Annotated in this window: 19 protein-coding genes; 9 read left to right on the top strand and 10 right to left on the bottom strand. The window is 51.7% G+C overall.

What is annotated here, in order from left to right:
• Nucleotides 1-61: 61 nt before the first annotated feature.
• Nucleotides 62-1,417, bottom strand: coding sequence for a quorum sensing histidine kinase QseC (gene qseC, locus D6029_RS01620; RefSeq protein ID WP_208642655.1), 1,356 nt, complete (start codon nucleotides 1,415-1,417; stop codon nucleotides 62-64).
• Nucleotides 1,414-2,073, bottom strand: coding sequence for a quorum sensing response regulator transcription factor QseB (gene qseB / locus D6029_RS01615; protein ID WP_120063084.1), 660 nt, complete (start codon nucleotides 2,071-2,073; stop codon nucleotides 1,414-1,416). The genes qseC and qseB overlap by 4 nt, the downstream gene beginning before the upstream one ends.
• A 228-nt stretch (nucleotides 2,074-2,301) precedes the next feature.
• Here qseB and D6029_RS01610 point away from each other — a divergent pair, with 228 nt between their 5' ends.
• The 5 genes from D6029_RS01610 (at nucleotide 2,302) to D6029_RS01590 (ending at nucleotide 9,993) form a co-directional block, all read left to right on the top strand.
• Nucleotides 2,302-2,706 carry a YgiW/YdeI family stress tolerance OB fold protein gene (locus D6029_RS01610; RefSeq protein WP_120063083.1) on the top strand — a complete coding sequence of 135 codons (405 nt, stop codon included), beginning with the start codon at nucleotides 2,302-2,304 and terminating at the stop codon, nucleotides 2,704-2,706.
• Nucleotides 2,707-2,946: 240 nt separating this feature from the next.
• Nucleotides 2,947-5,217, top strand: a complete 2,271-nt coding sequence (gene parC / locus D6029_RS01605; protein WP_120063082.1) for a DNA topoisomerase IV subunit A — start codon at nucleotides 2,947-2,949, stop codon at nucleotides 5,215-5,217.
• A gap of 82 nt (nucleotides 5,218-5,299) precedes the next feature.
• Nucleotides 5,300-6,055 carry a 1-acylglycerol-3-phosphate O-acyltransferase gene (locus tag D6029_RS01600; RefSeq protein WP_120063147.1) on the top strand — a complete coding sequence of 252 codons (756 nt, stop codon included), beginning with the start codon at nucleotides 5,300-5,302 and terminating at the stop codon, nucleotides 6,053-6,055.
• A 57-nt stretch (nucleotides 6,056-6,112) separates the two neighbouring features.
• Nucleotides 6,113-7,525 (top strand): cell division protein FtsP, encoded by a 1,413-nt coding sequence (gene ftsP, locus D6029_RS01595; RefSeq protein WP_120063081.1) that lies wholly within the window; start codon nucleotides 6,113-6,115, stop codon nucleotides 7,523-7,525.
• 227 nt (nucleotides 7,526-7,752) lie between these two features.
• Nucleotides 7,753-9,993 (top strand): YgiQ family radical SAM protein, encoded by a 2,241-nt coding sequence (locus D6029_RS01590; protein WP_120063080.1) that lies wholly within the window; start codon nucleotides 7,753-7,755, stop codon nucleotides 9,991-9,993.
• A 148-nt stretch (nucleotides 9,994-10,141) separates the two neighbouring features.
• Here D6029_RS01590 and dkgA read toward each other — a convergent pair whose 3' ends face one another.
• Together dkgA and yqhD are read right to left on the bottom strand one after the other, a co-directional pair.
• Nucleotides 10,142-10,969 (bottom strand): 2,5-didehydrogluconate reductase DkgA, encoded by an 828-nt coding sequence (gene dkgA, locus D6029_RS01585; RefSeq protein WP_120063079.1) that lies wholly within the window; start codon nucleotides 10,967-10,969, stop codon nucleotides 10,142-10,144.
• Nucleotides 10,970-11,075: 106 nt separating this feature from the next.
• The gene (gene yqhD, locus D6029_RS01580) at nucleotides 11,076-12,239 is read right to left on the bottom strand and encodes an alcohol dehydrogenase (RefSeq protein WP_120063078.1); all 1,164 of its coding nucleotides are present in this window, start codon (nucleotides 12,237-12,239) and stop codon (nucleotides 11,076-11,078) included.
• Between the two features lie 194 nt (nucleotides 12,240-12,433).
• Between yqhD and D6029_RS01575 the strand changes: the two genes are divergently transcribed.
• Nucleotides 12,434-13,324, top strand: a complete 891-nt coding sequence (locus D6029_RS01575; protein WP_120063077.1) for an AraC family transcriptional regulator — start codon at nucleotides 12,434-12,436, stop codon at nucleotides 13,322-13,324.
• A gap of 33 nt (nucleotides 13,325-13,357) precedes the next feature.
• On the opposite strand, the gene D6029_RS01570 is transcribed toward D6029_RS01575, so the two are convergent.
• Together D6029_RS01570 and metC are read right to left on the bottom strand one after the other, a co-directional pair.
• Nucleotides 13,358-14,017, bottom strand: coding sequence for a DedA family protein (locus D6029_RS01570; protein WP_120063076.1), 660 nt, complete (start codon nucleotides 14,015-14,017; stop codon nucleotides 13,358-13,360).
• A 210-nt stretch (nucleotides 14,018-14,227) separates the two neighbouring features.
• Nucleotides 14,228-15,442 carry a cystathionine beta-lyase gene (gene metC, locus D6029_RS01565; protein WP_244212362.1) on the bottom strand — a complete coding sequence of 405 codons (1,215 nt, stop codon included), beginning with the start codon at nucleotides 15,440-15,442 and terminating at the stop codon, nucleotides 14,228-14,230.
• A 164-nt stretch (nucleotides 15,443-15,606) separates the two neighbouring features.
• On the opposite strand from metC, the gene exbB reads away from it, so the two are divergent.
• The 3 genes from exbB (at nucleotide 15,607) to D6029_RS01550 (ending at nucleotide 18,443) form a co-directional block, all read left to right on the top strand.
• Nucleotides 15,607-16,341, top strand: a complete 735-nt coding sequence (gene exbB / locus D6029_RS01560) for a tol-pal system-associated acyl-CoA thioesterase (RefSeq protein WP_120063075.1) — start codon at nucleotides 15,607-15,609, stop codon at nucleotides 16,339-16,341.
• Nucleotides 16,342-16,345: 4 nt separating this feature from the next.
• Nucleotides 16,346-16,771, top strand: coding sequence for a TonB system transport protein ExbD (exbD, locus tag D6029_RS01555; protein ID WP_120063074.1), 426 nt, complete (start codon nucleotides 16,346-16,348; stop codon nucleotides 16,769-16,771).
• Nucleotides 16,772-16,991: 220 nt separating this feature from the next.
• On the top strand, nucleotides 16,992-18,443 hold the full coding sequence (locus D6029_RS01550) for a methyl-accepting chemotaxis protein (RefSeq protein WP_120063073.1): 1,452 nt from the start codon (nucleotides 16,992-16,994) through the stop codon (nucleotides 18,441-18,443).
• Between the two features lie 37 nt (nucleotides 18,444-18,480).
• Here D6029_RS01550 and fucA read toward each other — a convergent pair whose 3' ends face one another.
• The 4 genes from fucA to D6029_RS01530 form a co-directional block, all read right to left on the bottom strand.
• Nucleotides 18,481-19,128, bottom strand: a complete 648-nt coding sequence (fucA, locus tag D6029_RS01545) for an L-fuculose-phosphate aldolase (protein WP_120063072.1) — start codon at nucleotides 19,126-19,128, stop codon at nucleotides 18,481-18,483.
• A 38-nt stretch (nucleotides 19,129-19,166) separates the two neighbouring features.
• Nucleotides 19,167-20,165 (bottom strand): LacI family DNA-binding transcriptional regulator, encoded by a 999-nt coding sequence (locus D6029_RS01540; protein WP_120063071.1) that lies wholly within the window; start codon nucleotides 20,163-20,165, stop codon nucleotides 19,167-19,169.
• 129 nt (nucleotides 20,166-20,294) lie between these two features.
• A complete protein-coding gene (locus tag D6029_RS01535; protein ID WP_120063070.1) occupies nucleotides 20,295-21,245 on the bottom strand; it encodes an ABC transporter substrate-binding protein in 951 nt (316 codons plus the stop codon).
• A gap of 47 nt (nucleotides 21,246-21,292) precedes the next feature.
• Nucleotides 21,293-22,276, bottom strand: coding sequence for an ABC transporter permease (locus D6029_RS01530; protein WP_120063069.1), 984 nt, complete (start codon nucleotides 22,274-22,276; stop codon nucleotides 21,293-21,295).

The following is a 22,276-nucleotide window of genomic DNA, read 5'->3' as shown; positions in this document are numbered from 1 at the left end:
ATGCCATAAATCGGCAAAGACTTTTGCTTAATACGCAATAATCCGAGTAAGGAAGGGATTTTTACCAGCGGATCCGCACTTCAAACCCGCCGTTGCTGGCGTTCATGAACATAGCCTGCATCCCGTGCAAAGTGGCAATGCGCCGCACGATGGATAACCCGAGGCCGCTGCCGGTTTTTTCCTGTCCTGGCGGGCGGAAGAAACGCTCGCCAAGCGAGGTTAAAAACTCCGGGCTGACGCCGGGGCCGTTGTCGGTAATGGTTATCTCATGGCTTTGCAAAACCACATTCACGACGCTGCCGCGCGGGCTGTAGCGCACCGCGTTGTCCAGCACATTTCTGACCATTAAGCTCAGCAGCAGCGGTTGCCCCTGGCGTTTCACGCTGGCATCTTTTATCTCAAGGCGAATATCAACGCCGTCGCGCGACGCCTGGTGATAGGCATCCATCACCGCATTTTGCAGCAACGGCTGAAACGCCACGTCCTGCACGTCATCCAGCCCGGCTAAAGAATCCAGGCGTGAAAGTGTCAGCAATTGATCGACCAGTCGCGTCGCGCGATCGATTCCGGCACTCAGGTTATTGAGGGCGTGATCGCGTACGGGAGCGTCATCTTGGGCAAGTTGCGCGACTTCTGCCTGCACTTTTAACGCTGCCAGCGGGCTGCGCAGTTCGTGTGCCGCGTCTGAAGTGAAACGCCGCTCGCGCTGCATAAATTCATCGGTACGGGTAAACAGATGATTGAGCGCAACCACCATTGGGCGGATTTCTTGCGGCAGCGTTGCAGTTGGCAGTTCGCTTGCATCGTCAGGTTTGCGGTTGCGTAACTGGCGCGCCAGTTGATGAAGCGGAGAAAGGGCGCGGCTAACCAGCCATACCAGCAGCAACAAGATTATCGGTGAGGCGATGAGCCACGGCGTGAGCTGGGACAACACGATATCCCGCGCCAAATCTTCGCGGTACTCCCATTCCTGGCCGACCACAATACGGTATTTCCCATCAGGCGTAGTCACCCACACCATGCGCCACAGATCGTCGTCGCCGGGCAATTTGCCGTCCACGAAACCGTCGCGCTGATAGCGATAAGTCAGATTTTTGCCGTTATCGCCGTCATTGAGTATCAGTTTCCCGTCGGCGCTATAAATGGCAAAAGCCAGCGTGTCGTCATCCTGCTTGCCACGATGATGGGAAATCATGCTTTTGGTACGCGGAAGTTGGGGTTCACCGCGCACCGAGCTGAGATCAAGAACGCTGAGGCGTTTGGCAAACAGCACTTGCTGCGTATCAAACAGCTTGTTGAGATTTTTTGTGGTTTGCTGCCAGGCGGCAAGACTTGCACCAATCCAGGCCATAAGCGTCAGTAAAATAAACCCGGCAATTAACCTTGCGCGTAAACTTTGGGTCAGCTTTTTTATCATTCTTCACCCAGCGTATAACCGATGCCGTGTACCGTGCGAATAAACCCGCTGCCGAGTTTGCGGCGTAAATGGTGGATATGGACTTCCAGCGCGTTTCTGGAAACCTCGTTATCCCAGCTATAAATTTTCTCTTCAATCATGGTGCGCGGTAATACGCGCCCGGTGTTACGCATCAATAATTCCAGCAAGGCAAACTCTTTGGGTTTTAACGATAAGGTTTCACCATCGCGGCTGGCGGTTAGTTTAATCGGATCTAATTCCACGCCCGCATGGCGAAGTACCGATTGCGCTTGCCCATGATTGCGGCGAATTAAAACCTGAAGCCGGGTGGCAACTTCTATTAACGCAAAGGGTTTACATAAGTAATCATCGGCTCCGAGCTGCAAGCCTTCGACCCGTTGTTCGAGGGCGTCACGGGCGGTTAAAATAAGTACGGGTTCAGTGCGACCATCCCGACGCCAGGCTTTTAAGATATCTAGCCCATCGACTCCCGGCAGGCTTAGGTCCAGAATCACTGCGTCGTAGGGAGCCAGGCTTAATGCTGACTGACCTTGTAGCCCGTCGGTAAACCAGTCGATGCTAAAGCCCATTTTGGTGAGCCCGGCTTTTAATCCATCGCCGATGAGCTTGTCGTCTTCAATTAGTAGTACGCGCATGGTGTTTCCCTTACTGCCCATTTGCGGGAAGTTAATAACTTTTGCGCGGGAGTGTACAGGGGAAACATTCGATGCTTCGGCATTGCGCGCAATTTGTTAAAAAAAGCTATTTTAAGTGAGGGAATTAAGATCGCGTTAAGATCTGTAGGGTTAAATAGCTTTCATACCGCCCGATACACTGATTCATCCGGGCATTAAAAACATTCATTCATAAAGGGAACATTAACGATGAAAAAATTAGCCGCTATTATGACTATTCTCGCTATTACCGCCGCACCGGCTATCGCTGCACAACAAGGTGGATTCCAGGATCCAAATGCGCCAGCCGCTCAAACACAGACCCAAACGGCGGGTGGCTTCGTTGGCCCAAGTGGCAGCAACACTACGGTAGAAAAAGCCAAGTCATTGTCTGACGATACCTGGGTGACGATGCGCGGCAAGATTGAATCCCGCATCGGCGGTGACCATTACATCTTCCGCGACGCGTCCGGCACCATTAACGTGGATATCGACCATAAGCGCTGGAATGGCCAGACCATCACTCCGCAAGATACCGTTGAAATTCAGGGTGAAGTCGACAAAGACTGGAACTCCGTTGAAATCGACGTGAAACAAATTTCTAAAGTTAAATAAATCGCCCTGTGAGCCGCTGTTAGCGGCTCATTTGTCGGATGACGCTGGCGCTTATCCGACCTACGAAAAGTTTTGTCGTCTGTCTCAAACGAGCCGCTATTTACGGCTCGTTTCTTGTCGCTTTACTTCACCTAAGATAATCACTCATCTGTGACTACGACTGCCAGATAAGGTACTATCGGCGGCAATTACGCCGTTTGTGGCCACACTCGGCTCGTCAGTTTGAGGATGAATAAATTAATGAGTGATTTAACTCATGATGGTGCAGAACGCCTTGCGCTGCACGAATTCACGGAAAATGCTTATCTCAACTATTCCATGTACGTCATTATGGACCGCGCCCTGCCGTTCATTGGCGATGGTTTAAAGCCCGTACAGCGTCGTATCGTTTATGCGATGTCGGAGTTGGGATTAAGCAATAGCGCTAAATTCAAAAAATCTGCCCGTACCGTCGGTGACGTGCTCGGTAAATACCATCCGCACGGCGACAGCGCCTGCTACGAAGCCATGGTGCTGATGGCGCAGCCATTCTCCTATCGTTACCCGCTGGTTGATGGCCAGGGGAACTGGGGTGCACCGGATGACCCGAAATCCTTCGCCGCGATGCGTTACACCGAATCGCGTCTGTCAAAATACGCGGAAGTCTTGCTGGGTGAATTAGGGCAGGGAACGGTCGATTACGTGCCGAACTTTGACGGCACCATGCAGGAGCCGAAAATGCTGCCTGCGCGTCTGCCAAATATCCTGCTCAACGGCACCACCGGCATTGCCGTGGGCATGGCAACTGACATCCCACCGCACAACCTGCGCGAAGTCGCGAAGGCGGCAATGACGCTGATTGATCAGCCGAAAACCACCCTCGACGAACTGCTGGATATCGTTCAGGGGCCGGATTATCCGACCGAAGCTGAAATCATCACCCCGCGTGAAGAAATTCGCAAAATCTACCAGAACGGTCGCGGTTCCGTGCGCATGCGTGCGGTGTGGAAAAAAGAAGATGGCGATGTGGTGATCACCGCGTTGCCGCATCAGGTTTCTGGTGCCCGCGTGCTTGAACAAATCGCCAACCAGATGCGCGCTAAAAAGCTGCCGATGGTTGAAGATTTGCGTGACGAATCGAACCACGAAAACCCGACGCGCCTGGTGATTGTTCCGCGCTCCAACCGTATCGACGTTGAACAGGTGATGAACCACCTGTTTGCCACCACCGATCTTGAGAAAAGCTATCGCATCAACCTCAATATGATCGGTCTGGATAACCGTCCGTCGGTGAAAAATCTGCTGGAAATACTCACCGAGTGGCTGGTTTACCGTCGCGAAACGGTGCGCCGCCGCCTGAGCTATCGTCTTGAAAAAGTCCTCAAACGCCTGCATATCCTCGAAGGTTTGCTGGTGGCGTTCCTCAATATCGACGAAGTGATTCACATCATTCGTACTGAGGATGAACCGAAGCCGGTATTGATGTCGCGCTTCGAGTTAAGTGAAACGCAGGCGGAATCTATCCTCGAGCTGAAATTGCGCCATTTGGCAAAACTCGAAGAAGTGAAGATTCGCGGTGAGCAGGCCGATCTGGAAAAAGAACGTGACCAATTGCAGGGGATTCTGGCGTCTGAACGCAAAATGAATACCTTGCTGAAGAAAGAATTGCAGGCCGATTCTGACGCTTATGGCGATAACCGCCGTTCACCATTGCGTGAACGTGGCGAAGCGAAAGCCATGAGCGAGCACGACATGACGCCGTCTGAGCCGGTGACGATTGTGCTGTCGCAAATGGGCTGGGTGCGTAGCGCCAAAGGCCATGATATCGACGCGCAAGGGCTAAACTACAAAGCGGGCGACAGCTACCTCGGTTCAGCCAAAGGTAAGAGCAATCAGCCTGTGGCGTTTATCGACTCCACCGGGCGCAGCTACGCGCTCGACCCGATAACGCTGCCTTCGGCGCGTGGTCAGGGCGAGCCGTTGACCGGTAAACTGACGCCGCCGCCAGGTGCCGTGGTTGAACACGTCTTAATGGCACCGGACGACCAGAAACTGTTGATGGCCTCTGACGCGGGCTACGGTTTTGTCTGTACCTTTAACGATTTAGTGGCACGAAACCGTGCGGGTAAAACGCTGATTTCACTGCCGGAAAATGCGAAAGTCATGCCGCCAATGGAAATTACAAGCGTTGACGACATGCTGCTGGCGATTACCGCAGCGGGCCGCATGTTGATGTTCCCGGTCGGCGATTTGCCGCAGCTTTCTAAAGGTAAAGGGAATAAAATCATTTCGATTCCTTCTGCGGAAGCGGCAAAAGGTGAAGACAAACTGGCACATCTGTTTGTTCTACCACCGCAAAGCACCGTCACGTTGCACGTTGGCAAGCGTAAAATTAAACTTCGCCCGGAAGAACTCCAGAAAATTACCGGCGAACGTGGCCGTCGCGGAACATTGATGCGCGGTCTGCAACGCATTGATCGTGTTGAGGTGGATTCTCCACTTCGCGCCAGTGCCGGTGACAGCGAAGAGTAATCGAAATACAGGCGGCCCTTGTGCCGCCCAATTACGCTAAAGCAAGTCATACTTGCCAGCGGTTTTGGCTTTTGAGGTTGTTATGCTATCCATCCTGCGTTTTATTATTGTGGTCATTTACTGCATTCTGCTGTGCATTTTTGGCAGCATTTATTGCCTGTTCAGCCCGCGTAACCCGCGCCATGTTGCGACCTTCGGCCATCTGTTTGGCCGCCTGGCCCCGGTCTTCGGTTTAAAAGTTGAAACCCGTTTACCTGCTGGCGCTGAAAACCACCCGACGGCGATTTATATCTGTAACCACCAGAACAATTTCGACATGGTGACAGCGGCAAAAATCGTGCAGCCGCCAACAGTGACTGTCGGTAAAAAAAGCCTGCTGTGGATTCCGTTTTTTGGTCAAATCTATTGGTTAACTGGCAACATGCTGATTGACCGCGACAACCGCACTAAAGCGCTGGGCACTATTTCCCAGGTTGTGGCACAAATTCAGAAACGTAACATATCGGTGTGGATGTTCCCTGAAGGCACACGTAGCCGTGGCCGTGGTCTGCTGCCATTCAAAACCGGCGCGTTCCATGCTGCAATTGCTGCGGGCGTGCCAATTATTCCGGTGTGTGTTTCCAATACCAGTAATAAAATTAAGCTAAACCGTTGGAATAACGGTTTGGTGATTGTTGAAATGCTGGATCCGATTGATATCAGCGGTTACGGCAAAGATCAGGCGCGTAAGCTCGCCACGCATTGCCGCGATATCATGAGAGAAAAAATCGCCGAACTAGATAAAGAAGTCGCGGAGCGTGAAGCTTCCGGGCGAGTTGAGAATAATCAGGCGAGTTAATCGCTTTTATTTTGGCGGCACGCGTTGTGCCGCCCCACAGTTTCACATGGAGCAATTATGTCACTCAGTCGGCGTCAGTTTATACAGGCATCAGGAGTCGCACTTTGTGCCGGCTCGGTGCCACTGAGGGCAAACGCGGCAGGACAGCAGCTACCTTTACCCGTTCCTCCTTTACTGGAATCCCGTCGTGGTCAGCCTTTGTTCCTGACATTGCAGCGGGCGCACTGGTCGTTTACCGGCGGCCCGAAGGCTCCGGTTTGGGGTCTGAACGGGCGTTATCTTGGGCCGACCATCCGCGTATGGAGCGGCGATGACGTCAAAATGATTTACAGCAATCGTCTGCAGGAAAACATCGCGATGACGATTGCCGGTTTGCAGGTTCCAGGCCCGTTGATGGGCGGTGCGGCGCGTATGATGCAGACAAACGTAGACTGGGCGCCGGTTCTGCCGATTCGCCAGCAGGCGGCGACGCTGTGGTATCACGCGAATACGCCAAATCGCACCGCAAAGCAGGTCTACGCAGGGCTGGCAGGCATGTGGCTTATCGAAGATGAAGTCAGCAAAAACCTGCCGATTCCTAACCATTATGGCGTCGATGATTTCCCAATAATCATTCAGGACAAACGCCTCGATAACTTTGGTGCGCCGGAATATGAAGAGCCGGGCAACGGCGGTTTTGTTGGCGACACGCTGCTGGTTAATGGTGTGCAGGGGCCGTATGTCGAGGTTTCTCGTGGTTGGGTGCGTTTACGTTTACTCAACGCTTCAAACTCACGCCGCTATCTGCTGCAAATGAGCGATGGGCGTGCGATGCATGTGATTTCCAGCGATCAGGGTTTCTTGCCTGCACCGGTTTCCGTGAAGCAACTTTCGCTGGCACCGGGCGAGCGCCGCGAAATTCTGGTGGATATGAGCGACGGCAAAGAAGTGTCGATTACCTGCGGTGAAGCCGCCGGTATCATGGACAGAATCCGTGGCTTCTTCGAGCCGTCGAGCATTCTTATCTCCACGCTGGTTCTGACTTTACGCGCCACCGGCCTGTTGCCGCTGGTGACCGACACGCTGCCAATGCGCCTGCTGCCGGATGAGATCATTAACGGCAATCCGGCACGCAGCCGTGAAATTACCCTGGGCGAAGATCCCGGTATTAACGGCCAGCTTTGGGACATGAAACGTATTGATATCCAGACTCAGCAGGGCACGTGGGAGCGCTGGACCGTGCGTTCCGATATGCCGCAGTCTTTCCATATTGAAGGCGTGAGTTTCCTGATTAAAAACGTCAATGGTGCGGCACCGTTTGGTGAAGACCGTGGCTGGAAGGATACGGTTTGGGTGGATGGGCAGGTGGAGTTACTGGTTTACTTTGGGCAACCTTCCTGGGAGCACTTCCCGTTCCTCTATTCCAGTCAGACGCTTGAAATGGCTGACCGTGGTTCGATTGGGCAATTATTGGTTCAACCTGCGCCGTAAACCACCCCTCACCCTAACCCTCTCCCTGAGGGAGAGGGTTAGGGTGTCCTCCCTTTCTATCAGGGAGAGGGAATATTCGGAGTTCTCCCTCTCCTGGGGGAGAGGGCCGGGGTGAGGGCCTTATTTTTTAACATTACAATAACACTTCATTTTTGACCCCATACCAGCGTATAATCGCCGGCTTTGGTTATTTTTAAATCATTTTTTATTCATTTTTCGGAAGCATTATGAGCTCTATTAGCTTGATCCAGCCCGACCGCGAACTCTTTTCGTGGCCGCAATACTGGGCCGCCTGTTTTGGCCCGGCACCATTTTTACCCATGTCACGTAAGGAAATGGACGATTTAGGCTGGGATAGCTGTGACATCATTCTGGTTACCGGAGATGCCTACGTCGACCATCCGAGTTTTGGTATGGCGATCTGTGGCCGTATGCTGGAAGCGCAGGGCTTCCGCGTGGGTATCATTGCCCAACCAGACTGGAATTCTAAAGAAGACTTCATGCGCCTTGGCAAACCGAATCTGTTTTTCGGTGTGACCGCAGGCAACATGGACTCCATGATCAACCGCTACACCGCGGATCGTAAGCTGCGTCACGACGATGCTTATACGCCAGATAACGTGGCGGGCAAGCGCCCGGATCGTTCATCCCTGGTGTATACCCAGCGCTGTAAAGAAGCCTGGCGCGATGTGCCGGTGATCCTTGGCGGCATCGAAGCGAGCCTGCGCCGTACCGCGCACTACGATTACTGGTCTGATACTGTTCGTCGGTCCATTCTGGTGGATGCCAAAGCCGATATGCTGATTTTCGGCAACGGCGAGCGCCCGCTGGTGGAAGTGGCTCATCGCCTGTCGATGGGTGAGAAAATCGACGAAATCTGCGATGTGCGTAACACCGCGATGATGCGTAAAGAAGCGATGCCGGGCTGGTCTGGCGTGGACTCTACGCGTCTGGATATGCCAGGTCGTATCGACCCAATTCCACATCCGTACGGCGAAGATTTACCGTGTGCTGAAACCGGCAAACCGGAAAAACCTATCAACGAAGCGCAAGCCATCGTGGTGAAACCAGCGCCGATGAAGCCGTGGGAAAAAACCTACGTGCTGCTGCCATCGTTCGAAAAAGTTAAAAACGATAAAGTTCTCTACGCCCACGCTTCACGTATTTTGCACCACGAAACCAACCCAGGTTGTGCGCGTGCGTTAATGCAAAAACACGGCGATCGTTACCTCTGGATCAACCCGCCGGCGATCCCGCTTTCTACTGAAGAAATGGACAGCGTTTTTGCCCTGCCGTACAAACGCGTTCCGCACCCGGCTTACGGCAGTGCGCGTATTCCTGCTTATGAAATGATCCGTTTCTCGGTGAACATCATGCGTGGCTGCTTCGGCGGTTGCTCATTCTGTTCCATTACCGAACACGAAGGGCGCATTATTCAGAGCCGTTCCGAAGACTCGATCATCAGCGAAATTGAAGCGATGCGTGACACGGTTCCAGGCTTTACCGGCGTGGTTTCGGATCTCGGTGGCCCAACCGCCAACATGTATATGCTGCGCTGTAAGTCGCCGCGTGCGGAACAAACCTGCCGCCGTCTGTCTTGCGTTTACCCGGATATTTGCCCGCACATGGACACCAACCACGAGCCGACGATCAATCTGTATCGCCGCGCCCGTGAGCTGAAAGGCATCAAGAAGATCCTGATCGCCTCCGGTGTTCGTTACGATATCGCTGTGGAAGATCCGCGTTATATCAAAGAGCTGGCGACGCACCACGTTGGCGGTTATCTGAAGATTGCCCCGGAACACACCGAAGAAGGGCCGCTGTCGAAGATGATGAAGCCGGGAATGGGCAGCTATCAGCGCTTTAAAGAGCTGTTTGATACCTATTCCAAACAGGCTGGCAAAGAGCAGTATTTGATTCCTTACTTTATCTCCGCGCACCCTGGTACGCGTGATGAAGACATGGTGAATCTGGCGTTGTGGCTGAAGAAAAACCGCTTCCGTTTGGATCAGGTGCAGAACTTCTATCCGTCCCCGTTGGCGAACTCCACGACCATGTATTACACCGGCAAGAATCCGCTGGGTAAGATTAGTTATAAGAGTGAAGATGTGGTGGTGCCGAAGGGCGATCGCCAGCGCCGCCTGCATAAAGCGCTGTTGCGTTATCACGATCCGGCCAACTGGCCGCTGATTCGTGAAGCGCTGGAAGCGATGGGTAAAAAACACCTGATTGGTGGCCGTCGTGAGTGCCTGGTGCCTTCACCAACGATTGAAGAGATGCGTGAAGCGCGTCGCTATAATCGTGGTGCTCGTCCGGCATTGACCAAGCACACGCCGATGACGCATCAGCGCAAAGCTCCAGCGACCGGCGCGAAACCTGCGGTTAAAGGTGCTGTTAAACCGGCTGTGGTGGCTAATGCTGCGCAGAAAAAGGCCGGGAAGCCTGCTGCGAAGAAACGCCCAGCTTAATAAGATAATGCCCTCACCCTAACCCTCTCCCCCAGGAGAGGGGATCGTCCGGTTTCCACCCTCTCCCCCAGGAGAGGGGATCGCTCAAGGTTTAGATCTTCACCCTCTCCCTCAGGGAGAGGGCCGGGGTGAGGGTTGTTTTAGAAAGTTAACTGCCAAACACATCCGGATCTGGCCCCAAACGCTTCCCGCTATCCAACTTCGCAATCTCGCTCAATTCGTCTTTATCGAGACGGAAATCAAACACATCAAAGTTCTCAGCGATACGCGATGGCGTCACCGACTTCGGAATCACCACCAGGCCGCTGTCCAGATGCCAGCGAATCACAACCTGGGCTGGAGTTTTGCCATATTTATCCGCCAAATCACGAATGATTTTCTGGTCAAACACACCTTCGCCGCCCTGAGCCAGCGGGCTCCAGGATTCGGTTTGAATTTTGTGTGTCGCATTCCAGGAATGAAGCTGGCGCTGTTGCAATAACGGATGCAGCTCAATCTGGTTGATCACTGGCGTGACGCCCGTTTCATCAATCAAACGCTGGAGATGGTTAAGCTGGAAATTACATACGCCGATGCTTTTAACCAGCCCTTGCTTTTGCAGTTCGATCAAACCTTTCCAGGCTTCAACATAATGATCTTTGCTGGGAACCGGCCAGTGCATCAAATACAGATCGACGTAATCTAACTGGAGTTTTTCGAGGCTATCTTCCAGCGCCTGGCGTGGACGCTGTTGATCGTCGTTCCAGAGCTTGGTGGTGATGAATAATTCTTCGCGCGGGACACCGGCATGTTTTAGCGCATTGCCGACGCCGTCTTCATTTTTGTACGCGGCGGCGGTATCGATGGAGCGATAGCCGACTTCCAGCGCTTTTTCGATGGCAATCTGAACCTGGTCGTTGCTGGCTTGCCAGACACCGAGGCCCAGCTGCGGCATTACGTTCCCATCCTGGAGCTTGATTATGGTTGGATTAGTCATTAATTCCTCCTCAACTAACGATACGTCCGGGGCGATGCCCCGGCGTAACAATTGCGTTTAAGTCTGGACCAAATCCTAAAAAACGAAAACCAAATGGCTAAATTACTTAGCGGGCTGCTTCGTAAATGCGACGGCTAACATCCAGAGTAATGTCCTGACGTTCGCCCAGTTTGGTCATGCCTTTTTCTTCCAGTTTCACCAGCAATGCCGGGATGGTGCTGCCATCCAGACCGTAGGCTGACAGGCGAGTTGGCGCGCCCATTTGTTCGAAGAAATTACGCGTTGCAGCGATGGCGGCATCAATACGTTCTTCTTCAGAACCTTCAGTGATATTCCACACGCGCTCAGCGTATTGCAGCAGTTTGCCGCGTTTCTCGTTGCGTTTCTCGTTCAGCAAAGAAGGCAGAACCACCGCCAGAGTTTGCGCGTGATCCAGGCCGTGCATTGCAGTCAGTTCGTGACCCAGCATATGCGTTGCCCAGTCCTGCGGCACGCCAGCGCCAATCAGGCCGTTCAGCGCCATGGTCGCCGCCCACATCACGTTGGCACGCACGTCGTAGTTTTCTGGCTCTTTCAGCGCAATCGGACCGTCTTCAACCAGTGTTAACAGAATGCCTTCGGCGAAGCGGTCTTGTACTTTGGCATTCACCGGGTAAGTGATGTATTGCTCAACGGTGTGAACAAACGCATCGACCACGCCGTTGGCGACCTGGCGCGGTGGCAGAGTGTAGGTGTAAACCGGATCCAGCACCGCAAACACAGGCTGCACGTGCTCAGACATAAACGCCTGTTTGTCACCGGTTGCACGGCGAGAAACCACCGCACCTTTGTTGGATTCAGAACCGGTGGCTGGCAGCGTCAATACAGAACCCATCGGGATGGCGCTCTTAACGTCGTTGCCGTGGGTCAGCAGGATATTCCACGGGTCGATATCCGCCGGGTAGTTAGCCGCAGCTGCGATGAATTTAGTGCCATCCAGTACGGAACCGCCGCCGACGGCTAACAGGAAAGTCACCTTCTGCTCACGTACCACTTCGACCGCTTTCATCAGCGTTTCGTAAGTTGGGTTTGGCTCGATGCCGCTGAACTCCAGCACATCCAGGCCTTCGAGCGCGGCGTAAACCTGGTCCAGCACGCCGTTTTTCTTCACGCTGCCGCCGCCGTAAGTAATCAGTACGCGGGCGTCAGCGGGGATTTGTGCACGCAGTTCGGAGATAGCGCCTTTACCAAACAGGATGCGGGTTGGAGTATGTAGGTTGAAGTTGTTCATTTATAGATTCCCGTTTTGTGGGTGATTAAAGACATTGCTTCACGCAATTTGATGTTGTCCATTGTCGGCTTCAGGCGGCTATCTCTCAATGCATATTCCTGCCTTTGTCTTGCCTATTTCTACGCAGAGCTGGAGAATTAGAAAGATTAGACGCACACTGATAACGTCATAAAAACCTTGTGGAGCGGTGGGGTATGAAGCGGGAAGAGATATGCCAGCAGTTAACAGATAAGATTAATTATCTGATAAAAAAAGAAAATAGTGGTCTTGGTTCGTTGCCAAATGTGAACTTATTGTATGGCACTAAACCTTACGCCCGCACGCCGGTGATGTACGAGCCGGGGATCATTATTCTCTTTTCTGGCCAAAAAACGGGTTATTTGAACGACCGCGTTTTCCGCTATGACGCTAACGAATATCTGCTGCTCACCGTGCCGCTGCCTTTTGAATGTGAAACCTTCGCCTCGCCTGAAATGCCGCTGGCGGGCTTGCGGATTAACATTGATATTTTGCAGCTTCAGGATTTGCTGATGGATATTGGCGAGGATGATTTATCGCATCCGCATAACAACTCCACCGGGATTAACTCGGCTGAGATTTCAGAAGAGATTTTGTGTGCCGCCGAACGTTTGCTGGACGTGCTGGAACACCCGCTTGATGCACGAATTCTTGGGAAACAGATAATCCGCGAGATTCTCTACCACATTTTAGTCGGCCCGTGCGGTGGGGCGTTGCTGGCGCTGGTGAGTCGCCAGACGCATTTCAGCCTGATTAGCCGCGTGTTGCGCCGTATCGAAACGCAGTACACCGAAAACCTGTCGGTTGACCAACTGGCCGCCGAAGCGAACATGAGTGTTTCTGCGTTCCACCATAACTTTAAATCCGTTACCAGCACTTCGCCGCTGCAATATCTGAAGAGTTATCGCCTGCACAAAGCGCGGATGCTGATCTTGCATGATGGAATGAAAGCCAGCACTGCGGCGATTCGTGTGGGGTATGAAAGTGCATCGCAGTTTAGCCGGGAATTTAAGCGCTATTTTGGCGTGACGCCGGGGGAAGATGCGGCGCGTATGCGTGTGATATAGGTCGGATAAGCGTTAGCGTCATCCGACATTATCTTATGCAGGGTTAAATCTTTTTTTTATCACCACAAATACCGTGCCTACCAAACCTGCAACCAGCAGCACCATCGGCAGGATCATCAGGCAGGTCATCACCTGATCTTCATGGCGTTTCACGAATGGGATCATGCTTAAGGCGTAACCCAGGCTGGTGACGCTGCCGACCCATAACAAGCCGCTTAACCAGTTAAACACCTGGAAGCGGCGATTACTCAGGCCGGAAATCCCCGCCATTGTTGGCAGCAATGTGCGCACAAACGCCAAAAAGCGCCCGGCTAATAGCGCGAACAACCCGTGTTTATCGAACATCACCGTTGCGCGCTGATGGTATTGCGGTGGAAGTTGTTTCAGCCAGCTTTTCACCAGCCTGGTGTTACCGAGCCATCGACCCTGGGCGTAGCTCAGCCAGCAACCGAGGCTTGCCGCCGCGGTCAGAATAATCATTGTCGGGACAAAACCCATCACCCCTTTTGCTATCAGCGCACCTGCGAGTAATAGCAGGCTGTCTCCTGGCAAAAACGAGGCGGGCAGTAATCCATTTTCGAGAAACAGCGTCGCAAACATGACGCAATAAACCACTCCAACAACATGAGGGTCCGCGAGTGCAGCAAAGTCATGTTGCCAAAGCGCCTGAACGATATTGTGTATAACAGCCATGGCAAATCCTGTGGAACTGCTTTAATGAGCACGCGTGAATCTACAGACTAAAGATTAGGCGCACCTTAATTTATGAGGCCCCAGCGAAAGGGGCCTTAATCTTGAGGATATAGTGTAACGCTAAATCCCCTTCGACTTCATGATCACAGGCTCAACAAATCAACTCGAAACGGCAAAAACTGTCTTTTCAGATAACCACTTCTGGCAATTTTAGGCGATACGCTGGAAACCTGCGTCGAGATCGGCAATCAGATCGTCAACATTTTCAAGGCCAATGTGCACGCGAACCAGCGTTCCGGTGAAGTCGATCCCGCCTGCGGGGCGGATTTCCGCTAGCTCTTCCGGTTGGTTGGCAAGGATAAGCGATTCATAGCCACCCCAAGAATAGGCCATACTAAAATAGTGGAAATTATCCAGGTAGTGTTGATATTGCTCATTATTCAAACGCTTTTTCAGCACGAATGAGAACAAACCGCTGCTACCTGTAAAGTCACGTTTCCAGAACTCATGCCCTTTACTTCCGGGCAGTGCAGGGTGATTGACCCGTTCAACCTGCGGATGCTGCGCCAGCCATTCGGCAACTTTAAGACTACTTTCATGATGTTGGCGCAGACGCACCGCCAAAGTGCGCAGACCACGACTGGTCATGTACGCCGTGTCGGCATCCAGCATTTGCCCCATCAAATACGAATTCTCGCGCAGTTGATCCCAGCAACGTGCGTTTGATACCGCTGTACCGACCATCGCATCGGAATGGCCAATCAGGTATTTGGTGCCCGCCTGAATCGAAATATCAATGCCGAAATCCAGTGCCTTAAACAGAATGCCCGCCGCCCAGGTGTTATCAATCATGATGATGGCGTCTGGAGACACGCGGCGTATAGCCTGAACTATCGCTGGAACGTCATGTACTTCCATTGTGATTGAGCCAGGCGATTCCAGAAATACGACTTTAGTATTGGGCTGCACCAGTTCGGCAATACCTTCGCCAATCATCGGGTCGAACCAGGTGGTGGTGACGCCGAGTTTGGCGAGAATTTTGGTGCAGAAATCCTGGCTTGGCTCGTAAGCGCTGCCGGTCATCAGCACGTTATCGCCTTGTTCGACGAACGCCAGAATCGCATTGGCAACCGCTGCCGCGCCGCAAGGATAAAGCGCACAACCTGCGCCGCCTTCGAGTTCGCACATCGCTTCTTGCAGGGAAAAGTGGGTGAGGGTGCCGCGACGGCCATAAAACAGTTCGCCTTTAGCGCGGTTTGCCGTCGCCTGTTTTTTGGCTTCGACGTTCTCAAAAACCAATGAGGAAGCGCGTTGAATGACGCTGTTAACCGAACCCTGGGTGAATTTTTTATCGCGGCCGGCATTAACCAGCGCCGTTTCGATGTGCTTCTTCGCAGTCATGTTCACTTTACCCTGTTTAACCATCTGGATGTCTAAATCTAACTTATCATCTTTTTGCTGCGTAAGCGCAAGGAATGCATAGACAATTTCAGGCACTCTTTAAATACTAATGAGAACTACTATCAATTCGATGCCGTTTTGATATTATTACGACCAGTTTTTGTATTGTTTCGTGGTGGAGAGTAAGAGTGACGAATAATTTGATGCAGACAGACCTCTCTGTCTGGGGCATGTATCAGCATGCCGACATCGTGGTAAAGATTGTGATGATCGGCCTGATTCTGGCCTCTGTCGTCACCTGGGCAATCTTCTTTAGCAAAAGTGTTGAGCTGTCCTCGCAGAAGCGCCGTCTTAAGCGCGAACAGCAGCAACTGGCTAATGCCCGCTCTCTGGATGAAGCCAGTCAAATGGCCGAAACGTTTGATGCGAAAAGCCTGAGCACCATGCTTATCAACGAAGCCCAGAACGAACTGGAGCTTTCCGAAGGTAGCGAAGACAACGAAGGCATTAAAGAGCGAACCGGTTTCCGTCTTGAGCGTCGCGTTGCGGCGGCGGGTCGTCATATGGGGCGCGGTAACGGCTTCCTTGCGACTATAGGTGCGATTTCCCCGTTTGTCGGCCTGTTTGGTACGGTCTGGGGCATTATGAACAGCTTTATAGGTATTGCCCAGTCGCAAACCACTAACCTGGCGGTTGTTGCGCCGGGTATCGCAGAAGCGTTGCTGGCAACGGCTATCGGCCTGGTTGCAGCGATTCCTGCGGTTGTTATCTATAACGTATTTGCCCGTGTGATTGGCGGTTACAAAGCGTCGCTGGGTGATGTTGCAGCTCAGGTTCTGTTGCTGCAAAGTCGTGATCTGGATTTAGCGGCTAGCTCCCAGGCGCGCCCGGTACGTACCGCTCAGAAACTGCGTGTAGGTTGATCCCATGGCAATGAGTTTTAACGAAAACCACGATGATAACGGCGAAATGCACGACATCAACGTGACGCCGTTTATCGATGTCATGTTGGTATTGCTGATTATCTTCATGGTTGCCGCGCCGCTTGCGACGGTGGATGTGAAGGTTAACCTTCCAGCGTCCTCAAGCCAGCCGCAACCTCGCCCGGAAAAACCGGTCTATCTGTCCGTCAAAGCTGACAAAACCATGTTTATTGGTAACGATGAAGTGACCAAAGAAAGCATTATTAACACGCTGATGACGGCGACCGAAGGCAAGAAAGACACCACGATTTTCTTCCGCGCAGACAAATCAGTTGATTACGAAACCATGATGAACGTGATGGATACGCTGCATCAGGCAGGGTATTTGAAGATTGGATTGGTCGGGCAGGAAGTGACTGCCGCGAAATAAGTTTTTGCCTCTTCATGAAACGGCCCGTTAGTTTAACTAACGGGCCGTTTTTCTTTTGTCCGCATTTCTGTCTGACTTAATTAAAATTATAAAACTCACACGATTTTATTATTGATAACCGCCAAAATTTATTCGCGGTAAAACAATATTTATCTATGCTATTTCTATACGGGATTATTCCGTCCTGAAAATATCTGATAACAGAAGCGTGGATAACCAAATGGCAACGATGACTGTTTTGCATACCGGCAATAAACAGCCCGACGTGGTGTCTCTCCGAAGTATTTATTTGCATGCTGATGTATTAATGTTTTTTGTGGTTTGGGGATTGTTTGTTATTTCTCTTGCAGTGGGTTGGGCTTATGAATCACTTCCCGTTGCACTGGTCGCAGGCGGATTGCTTGCTGTTAGTTCCAGTGTTATCAAAGTATTACTACCAGGAAAGCTAATTACCCGCTTGTATTACGCATTTACACTCATCGCTTTTGCCGCATTGTTAATTCAATTAGGCGAAGGTGAAACTGAATATCACTTTTCGGTTTTTGTACTGTTATCTGCATTACTGGCATATCGTGATTATCGTCCGGTATTAATGGGTGCCGCTATCGCCGCTATTCACCATTTATTATTTGCCTGGTTGCAGGCTCATGAATTATTCGGAATTACCTGTTTTATGCATCCCGGTATTCATATGGTGGTATTCCACGCTATTTTCGTGGTGGCGCAAACAGTGATACTTATTTATATGGCATTGCGCATGGCAGACGACGCCCGTTCCGCCAGTGAAGTTGCCCAGCTGGCGGCGCAGATTAATCGTCAGCCGGGCGTCTTAACGCTAACGCGTAGCGAAAGAGACAGCCGCACGCCGTTTGCTCAAACCTTTAACACCACGCTGACCACCATGCGCAACACACTTAGCCAGGTTAGCGACGGTGTAGCGTCGGTGCTTACCGCCTCAGAAAGTATTATCCAGCGTAACGCGGCGCTGTCTAAACGCACCGATGAACAAGCAACTGCGCTGGCGGTGGCTGCCAGCGCGATGGAACAGCTCAGTTCATCGGCGATTGTCACCAGTGAAAAAGCGCAATCTGCGAGAATGCTCGCAACTCAAGCCAGCAGCCTGGCGAGCAAAGGCGGTGTCTGCATTGATGCAACAACGCACACCATGGAGCAAATCCGCGAAGAGTCTGATCACATCAGTAATATCCTCGAACTCATCGACGGCATTGCTTTTCAAACTAACATTTTGTCGCTGAATGCTTCCGTTGAGGCGGCTCGAGCAGGCGCGCATGGCCGTGGATTCGCCGTAGTTGCAGCGGAAGTTCGCACGCTGGCGTTACGCTGCGAAAACGCCGCCAAAGATATTCGCCAACTGATCAGTGTCTCGGTGGAATGTACCCGCACCGGGTCACAGCAGGTGGAAAATGCCGGGCAAACCATGCGCGAAGTGATTGGTTCCATCAATGCGTTGGCGGAGCTGGTGGAAGAACTTTCGGAGATGAGCGACCAGCAAAGTTTGAGCATCACGCAAATGAATGAAAGCATTGCCAGCATTGATGAAAGCGTACAGGAAAACGTAGAACACACGGCGCAAACCGTGCAGGCGGCGCGTCAGCAACAGCAGCAAGCTGATGAGTTGCAGCAGGCGATTACGGTGTTTCGTCTGGCGTGATTTCTAGCGCCGGTTTTAGCGGCGCTGGAAATTAGGTTTAGTCTTCAATCCGCAAACCGTAACTTTTGAACTTCTCGAGGACGATCGCAATTTCTTCGTCGGGCAGCACCGGCACCGGGTCGACAATCGCTAGCGTCGTGAGATACAACCGCGCCAGGACTTCCACTTCATGCGCCAGCCATAATGCTTTTTGCAGGTTTTCTTCACAGGCAATCAAACCGTGATGTTGCAGCAGCGTGGCCTTGCGGTCTTTCATCACCTCAAAAACATGTTCTGAGAGTTTTTTGCTGCCAAACGTGGCATACGGTGCGCAAGGTATGGAATTCCCACCGCCGACGGCAATCATGTAATGGATGGCGGGAATAGGGCGATTGAGAATCGATACTGCCGTGCAGTGAACGGCATGGTTATGCACCACGGCGTTCGCCTCCGGACGGGCCTGATAAACAGCCTGATGAAAACGCCATTCGCTGGAAGGGATTTTGCCCTCTTCAAATTGGCCGTCAGCATCGACAAACACAATATTTGCTTCGGTTAAATGTTCGTACGGTGTGCCGGTTGGGGTGATTAACATGCCGCCCTGATAACGCACGCTGATATTCCCGGCGGTTCCCTGATTTAAACCCAGTCGTGTCATTTCAAGGCAGGTGTCTATTATTTCACGTGCCAGTACATCTCTTTCCATTTCTTTTCTCCATATTCTGTGAACGGTGAAAATAATATTCAGTGATTACTCTCACGTTTAATTAGCACCATATTAACTTTTTCAGTTCGCATTGCCGGTTGTCCGTCAATTGCGTGTTGCATTAATTCAAACGCTTTCTCAGCCCATGTGTCTTCATCCTGACGCATTGACCAGACATTATTGGATAAAAAGCCTAACATCGGGTGTTCATCGAATGTGCCGATATTGATGTGTTGCGGTATAATGCCACAATGTTCGCGAATCGTTTTTATTGCGCCTTCAAGCATCGGCAATGACGATGCAATAAAGGCATCCGGTACTCCGATGCGCGCGATAAGGTCTTTCATCAATTGCGCACCACCTTCCGGGGTATTATCTTGCGCTTCTGCCACCCAGTTTTCAGCGCTTAATTCGTTCTGCTTGAGTGCATGAAGATATCCCTGTAAACGGTCATGAATACTGGGTAGAGCGGTATCACCCACTAAAAACCACATCGGCTTTTTCCCTGCCTCAAGCATTGATTCCGTGAGTGTCACACCACCGGCAAAGTTGTCACTCTCAACCAGCGCGTTATCAGTAAATTTGAAATCACGGTCGAGTAAGACCAGCGGTTTTTGTACCTGACGCAAATGGTGCTGTTGATTCTCAAGCGTCGAAGGAGCAATAAAAAGCCCATCGACGTTACGGGCAATTAACGCTTTAACCAGTTTATTCTCATAATCCACATCGTTATAAGTACAGCTGATCATTAATTGAAAGCCAGATTTACGGCAGCGTAATTCTAACTTTTCAGCGAGTGTGGCAAAAAATACGTTGGATATGCAGGGGATAATTAATCCTAGCGTATCAGTTTTATTTAATTTCAGACTACGGGCTGAATGGTTAATGGTGTAGCCGTAACGTTCTACATGCTCATTAATGCGGGTCTGGGTTTTCAGACTAATGCGATATTGTTCCGCTTTACCGCTTAATACCAGTCTCACTGTCGTGACCGACAAACTGAGATCTGTTGCGATCTGTTCTACCGTCTTCGCCATGCCCGTTTTTCCCAGTCCATTATCAAAAAATAGCTGCCATTATAAATCCAAAACCTCAAACACCCATCGCAGTTTGTCATTCTCACCGGACGGCCCCCTTGCGTTGGCGCAAAGGGGCGGCCGTTGCGTTTACTTCTTACCAAACGGATGCAGCAGCTTATCTACTGCCGGATCGTTAATGTTCTTCATGCTGACAAATTTGACTGGAATATCAATTACTTTAGCGACGGCTTTACCATTGATTGCATCATCCAGCGCTTTAATACCCTGATAGCCAATCTGATAGGCATCCTGCACCACAAAGCCTTGCAGCACACCCGCCTTCAGGAAGCCGATAATCGCTTCAGTGCTGTCGAAACCGATGACCTTCACTTTGCCTTTAATGCCAAGGCTATCAATGGCGTTGGCAACGCCCAGCGTGGAACCTTCATTGGTGGCGTAGATCCCGACCAAATCAGGGTTGGCTTGCACCATATCGGTGGTTTTATCCATCGCTTTTTGTGGGTCGCCATCGCTGTACTGCACCGGCAGTACGGTGATTTGCGGATACTTCTCTTTCATCTGTTTGGTGAAACCTTCAGAGCGTTCGATGGCGGAGCTGGTTCCGGCAACGTGTGCAATCACCCCGACTTTACCTTTGCCACCCACTTCTGCGGCCAACGCATCGGCAGCTTCTGCACCTGCTTTCACGTTGTTGGTGGCAACGAAGCTGGCGGGAATATCTGAATTGACGCCTGAGTCGAAGGTAACCACTTTAATCCCACGGCTGTTGGCGGTTTCAACCAGCGGCGTTAGCGCATTCGCATCGAGGGCTGCCAGCAAAATACCATCCGGTTTTTTCGCCATGGTGTTTTCAATAAGCTGAATTTGTTCAGCAATTTGGGTTTCGTCTGCCGGGCCAACAAAACTGGTTTCGACGCCTAAATCTTTCGCCGCCGCGACCGTACCCATTTTCACTGTCTGGAAGAATTCGTGCTGGTAGCCTTTACTCACCACCGGTAGCGTTAATGTCTTTGCGTAGGCGGTGCTGACCATCATTGCTGCAAGGGACAGTACACCTAGAATGTGTTTGGTTTTCATCTCACGAGCTCCATTATTTATTTTCGGGTTTTTACAGGGTAAGAGTGCTAACGCATTTTTTTGCGTAACGTATCGAGATAAACCGCCGCGATGACCACGATACCCATCGCAACCATCTGCCAGAATTGAGATACCCCCATCAAGTTGAGGCCGTTTTTCAGCACGCTCATAATGAACGCGCCAATAATGGTGCCGCCGATGGTGCCAACGCCGCCCATCAGGCTGGTGCCACCAATCACCACCGCAGCGATGGCTTCAAGTTCATAACCCACGCCAACCGTCGGTTGGCCGGAGTTAAGACGCGAGGCGAGGATCACGCCTGCGATACCGGTTAACAGGCCGCAGAAGGCGTAGACAAAGATTTTGACGCGCTGGACTTTGATACCAGAAAGATGGGCTGCGACTTCATTGCTGCCCACGGCGTACACATAGCGCCCAATCACCGTTTTTTTCAGGATCCACGCGGCGACCAGCGCAATAATCAGCAGGTAAAAAACCGGATACGGCAGCACATCGAACAAGCGACCCTGCGCCAGCATTTTAAATATCGGATAATCAGAGAAATAAATGGCGCGCCCGTCGGTCATCACCATGTTGATACCGCGCACTGACATCATCAGACCAAGAGTGGCGATGAACGGTGGAATGGTGGCGCGAGTGACCAGAAAACCATTGATGCAACCGCACAAACCGCCGGCGAGCATCCCGGCAACTACGCAGACAATCAGCGGCATACTGTAAGAGGCGCAAAGTCCGACCACGACGCCAGAAAATGCCACCACAGAACCTAACGACAGGTCGATACCCGAGGTGATAATGACGTAAGTCACGCCAATGGCCATGATGCCAATCACCGACGTTTGCAGCGCAATCGTCATGATATTTTCGGTATTAAAGAAGAAGGGGGAACTGAAACTAAAAAATATCACCAATAACACCAGGCTAAATAACGGTGCCAGGCGCATCAGAAGGGCTTTATTCAAACGGCGCGTTTTCACCGGTTGGTTGGTGGGCGTTAATGAATCGGTCAT

This window comes from Buttiauxella izardii (assembly GCF_003601925.1).
Lineage (GTDB): Bacteria > Pseudomonadota > Gammaproteobacteria > Enterobacterales > Enterobacteriaceae > Buttiauxella > Buttiauxella izardii.
The sequence above is the reverse complement of the archived record's forward strand: the minus strand, read 5'-3'. Positions and strand labels throughout refer to the sequence as shown.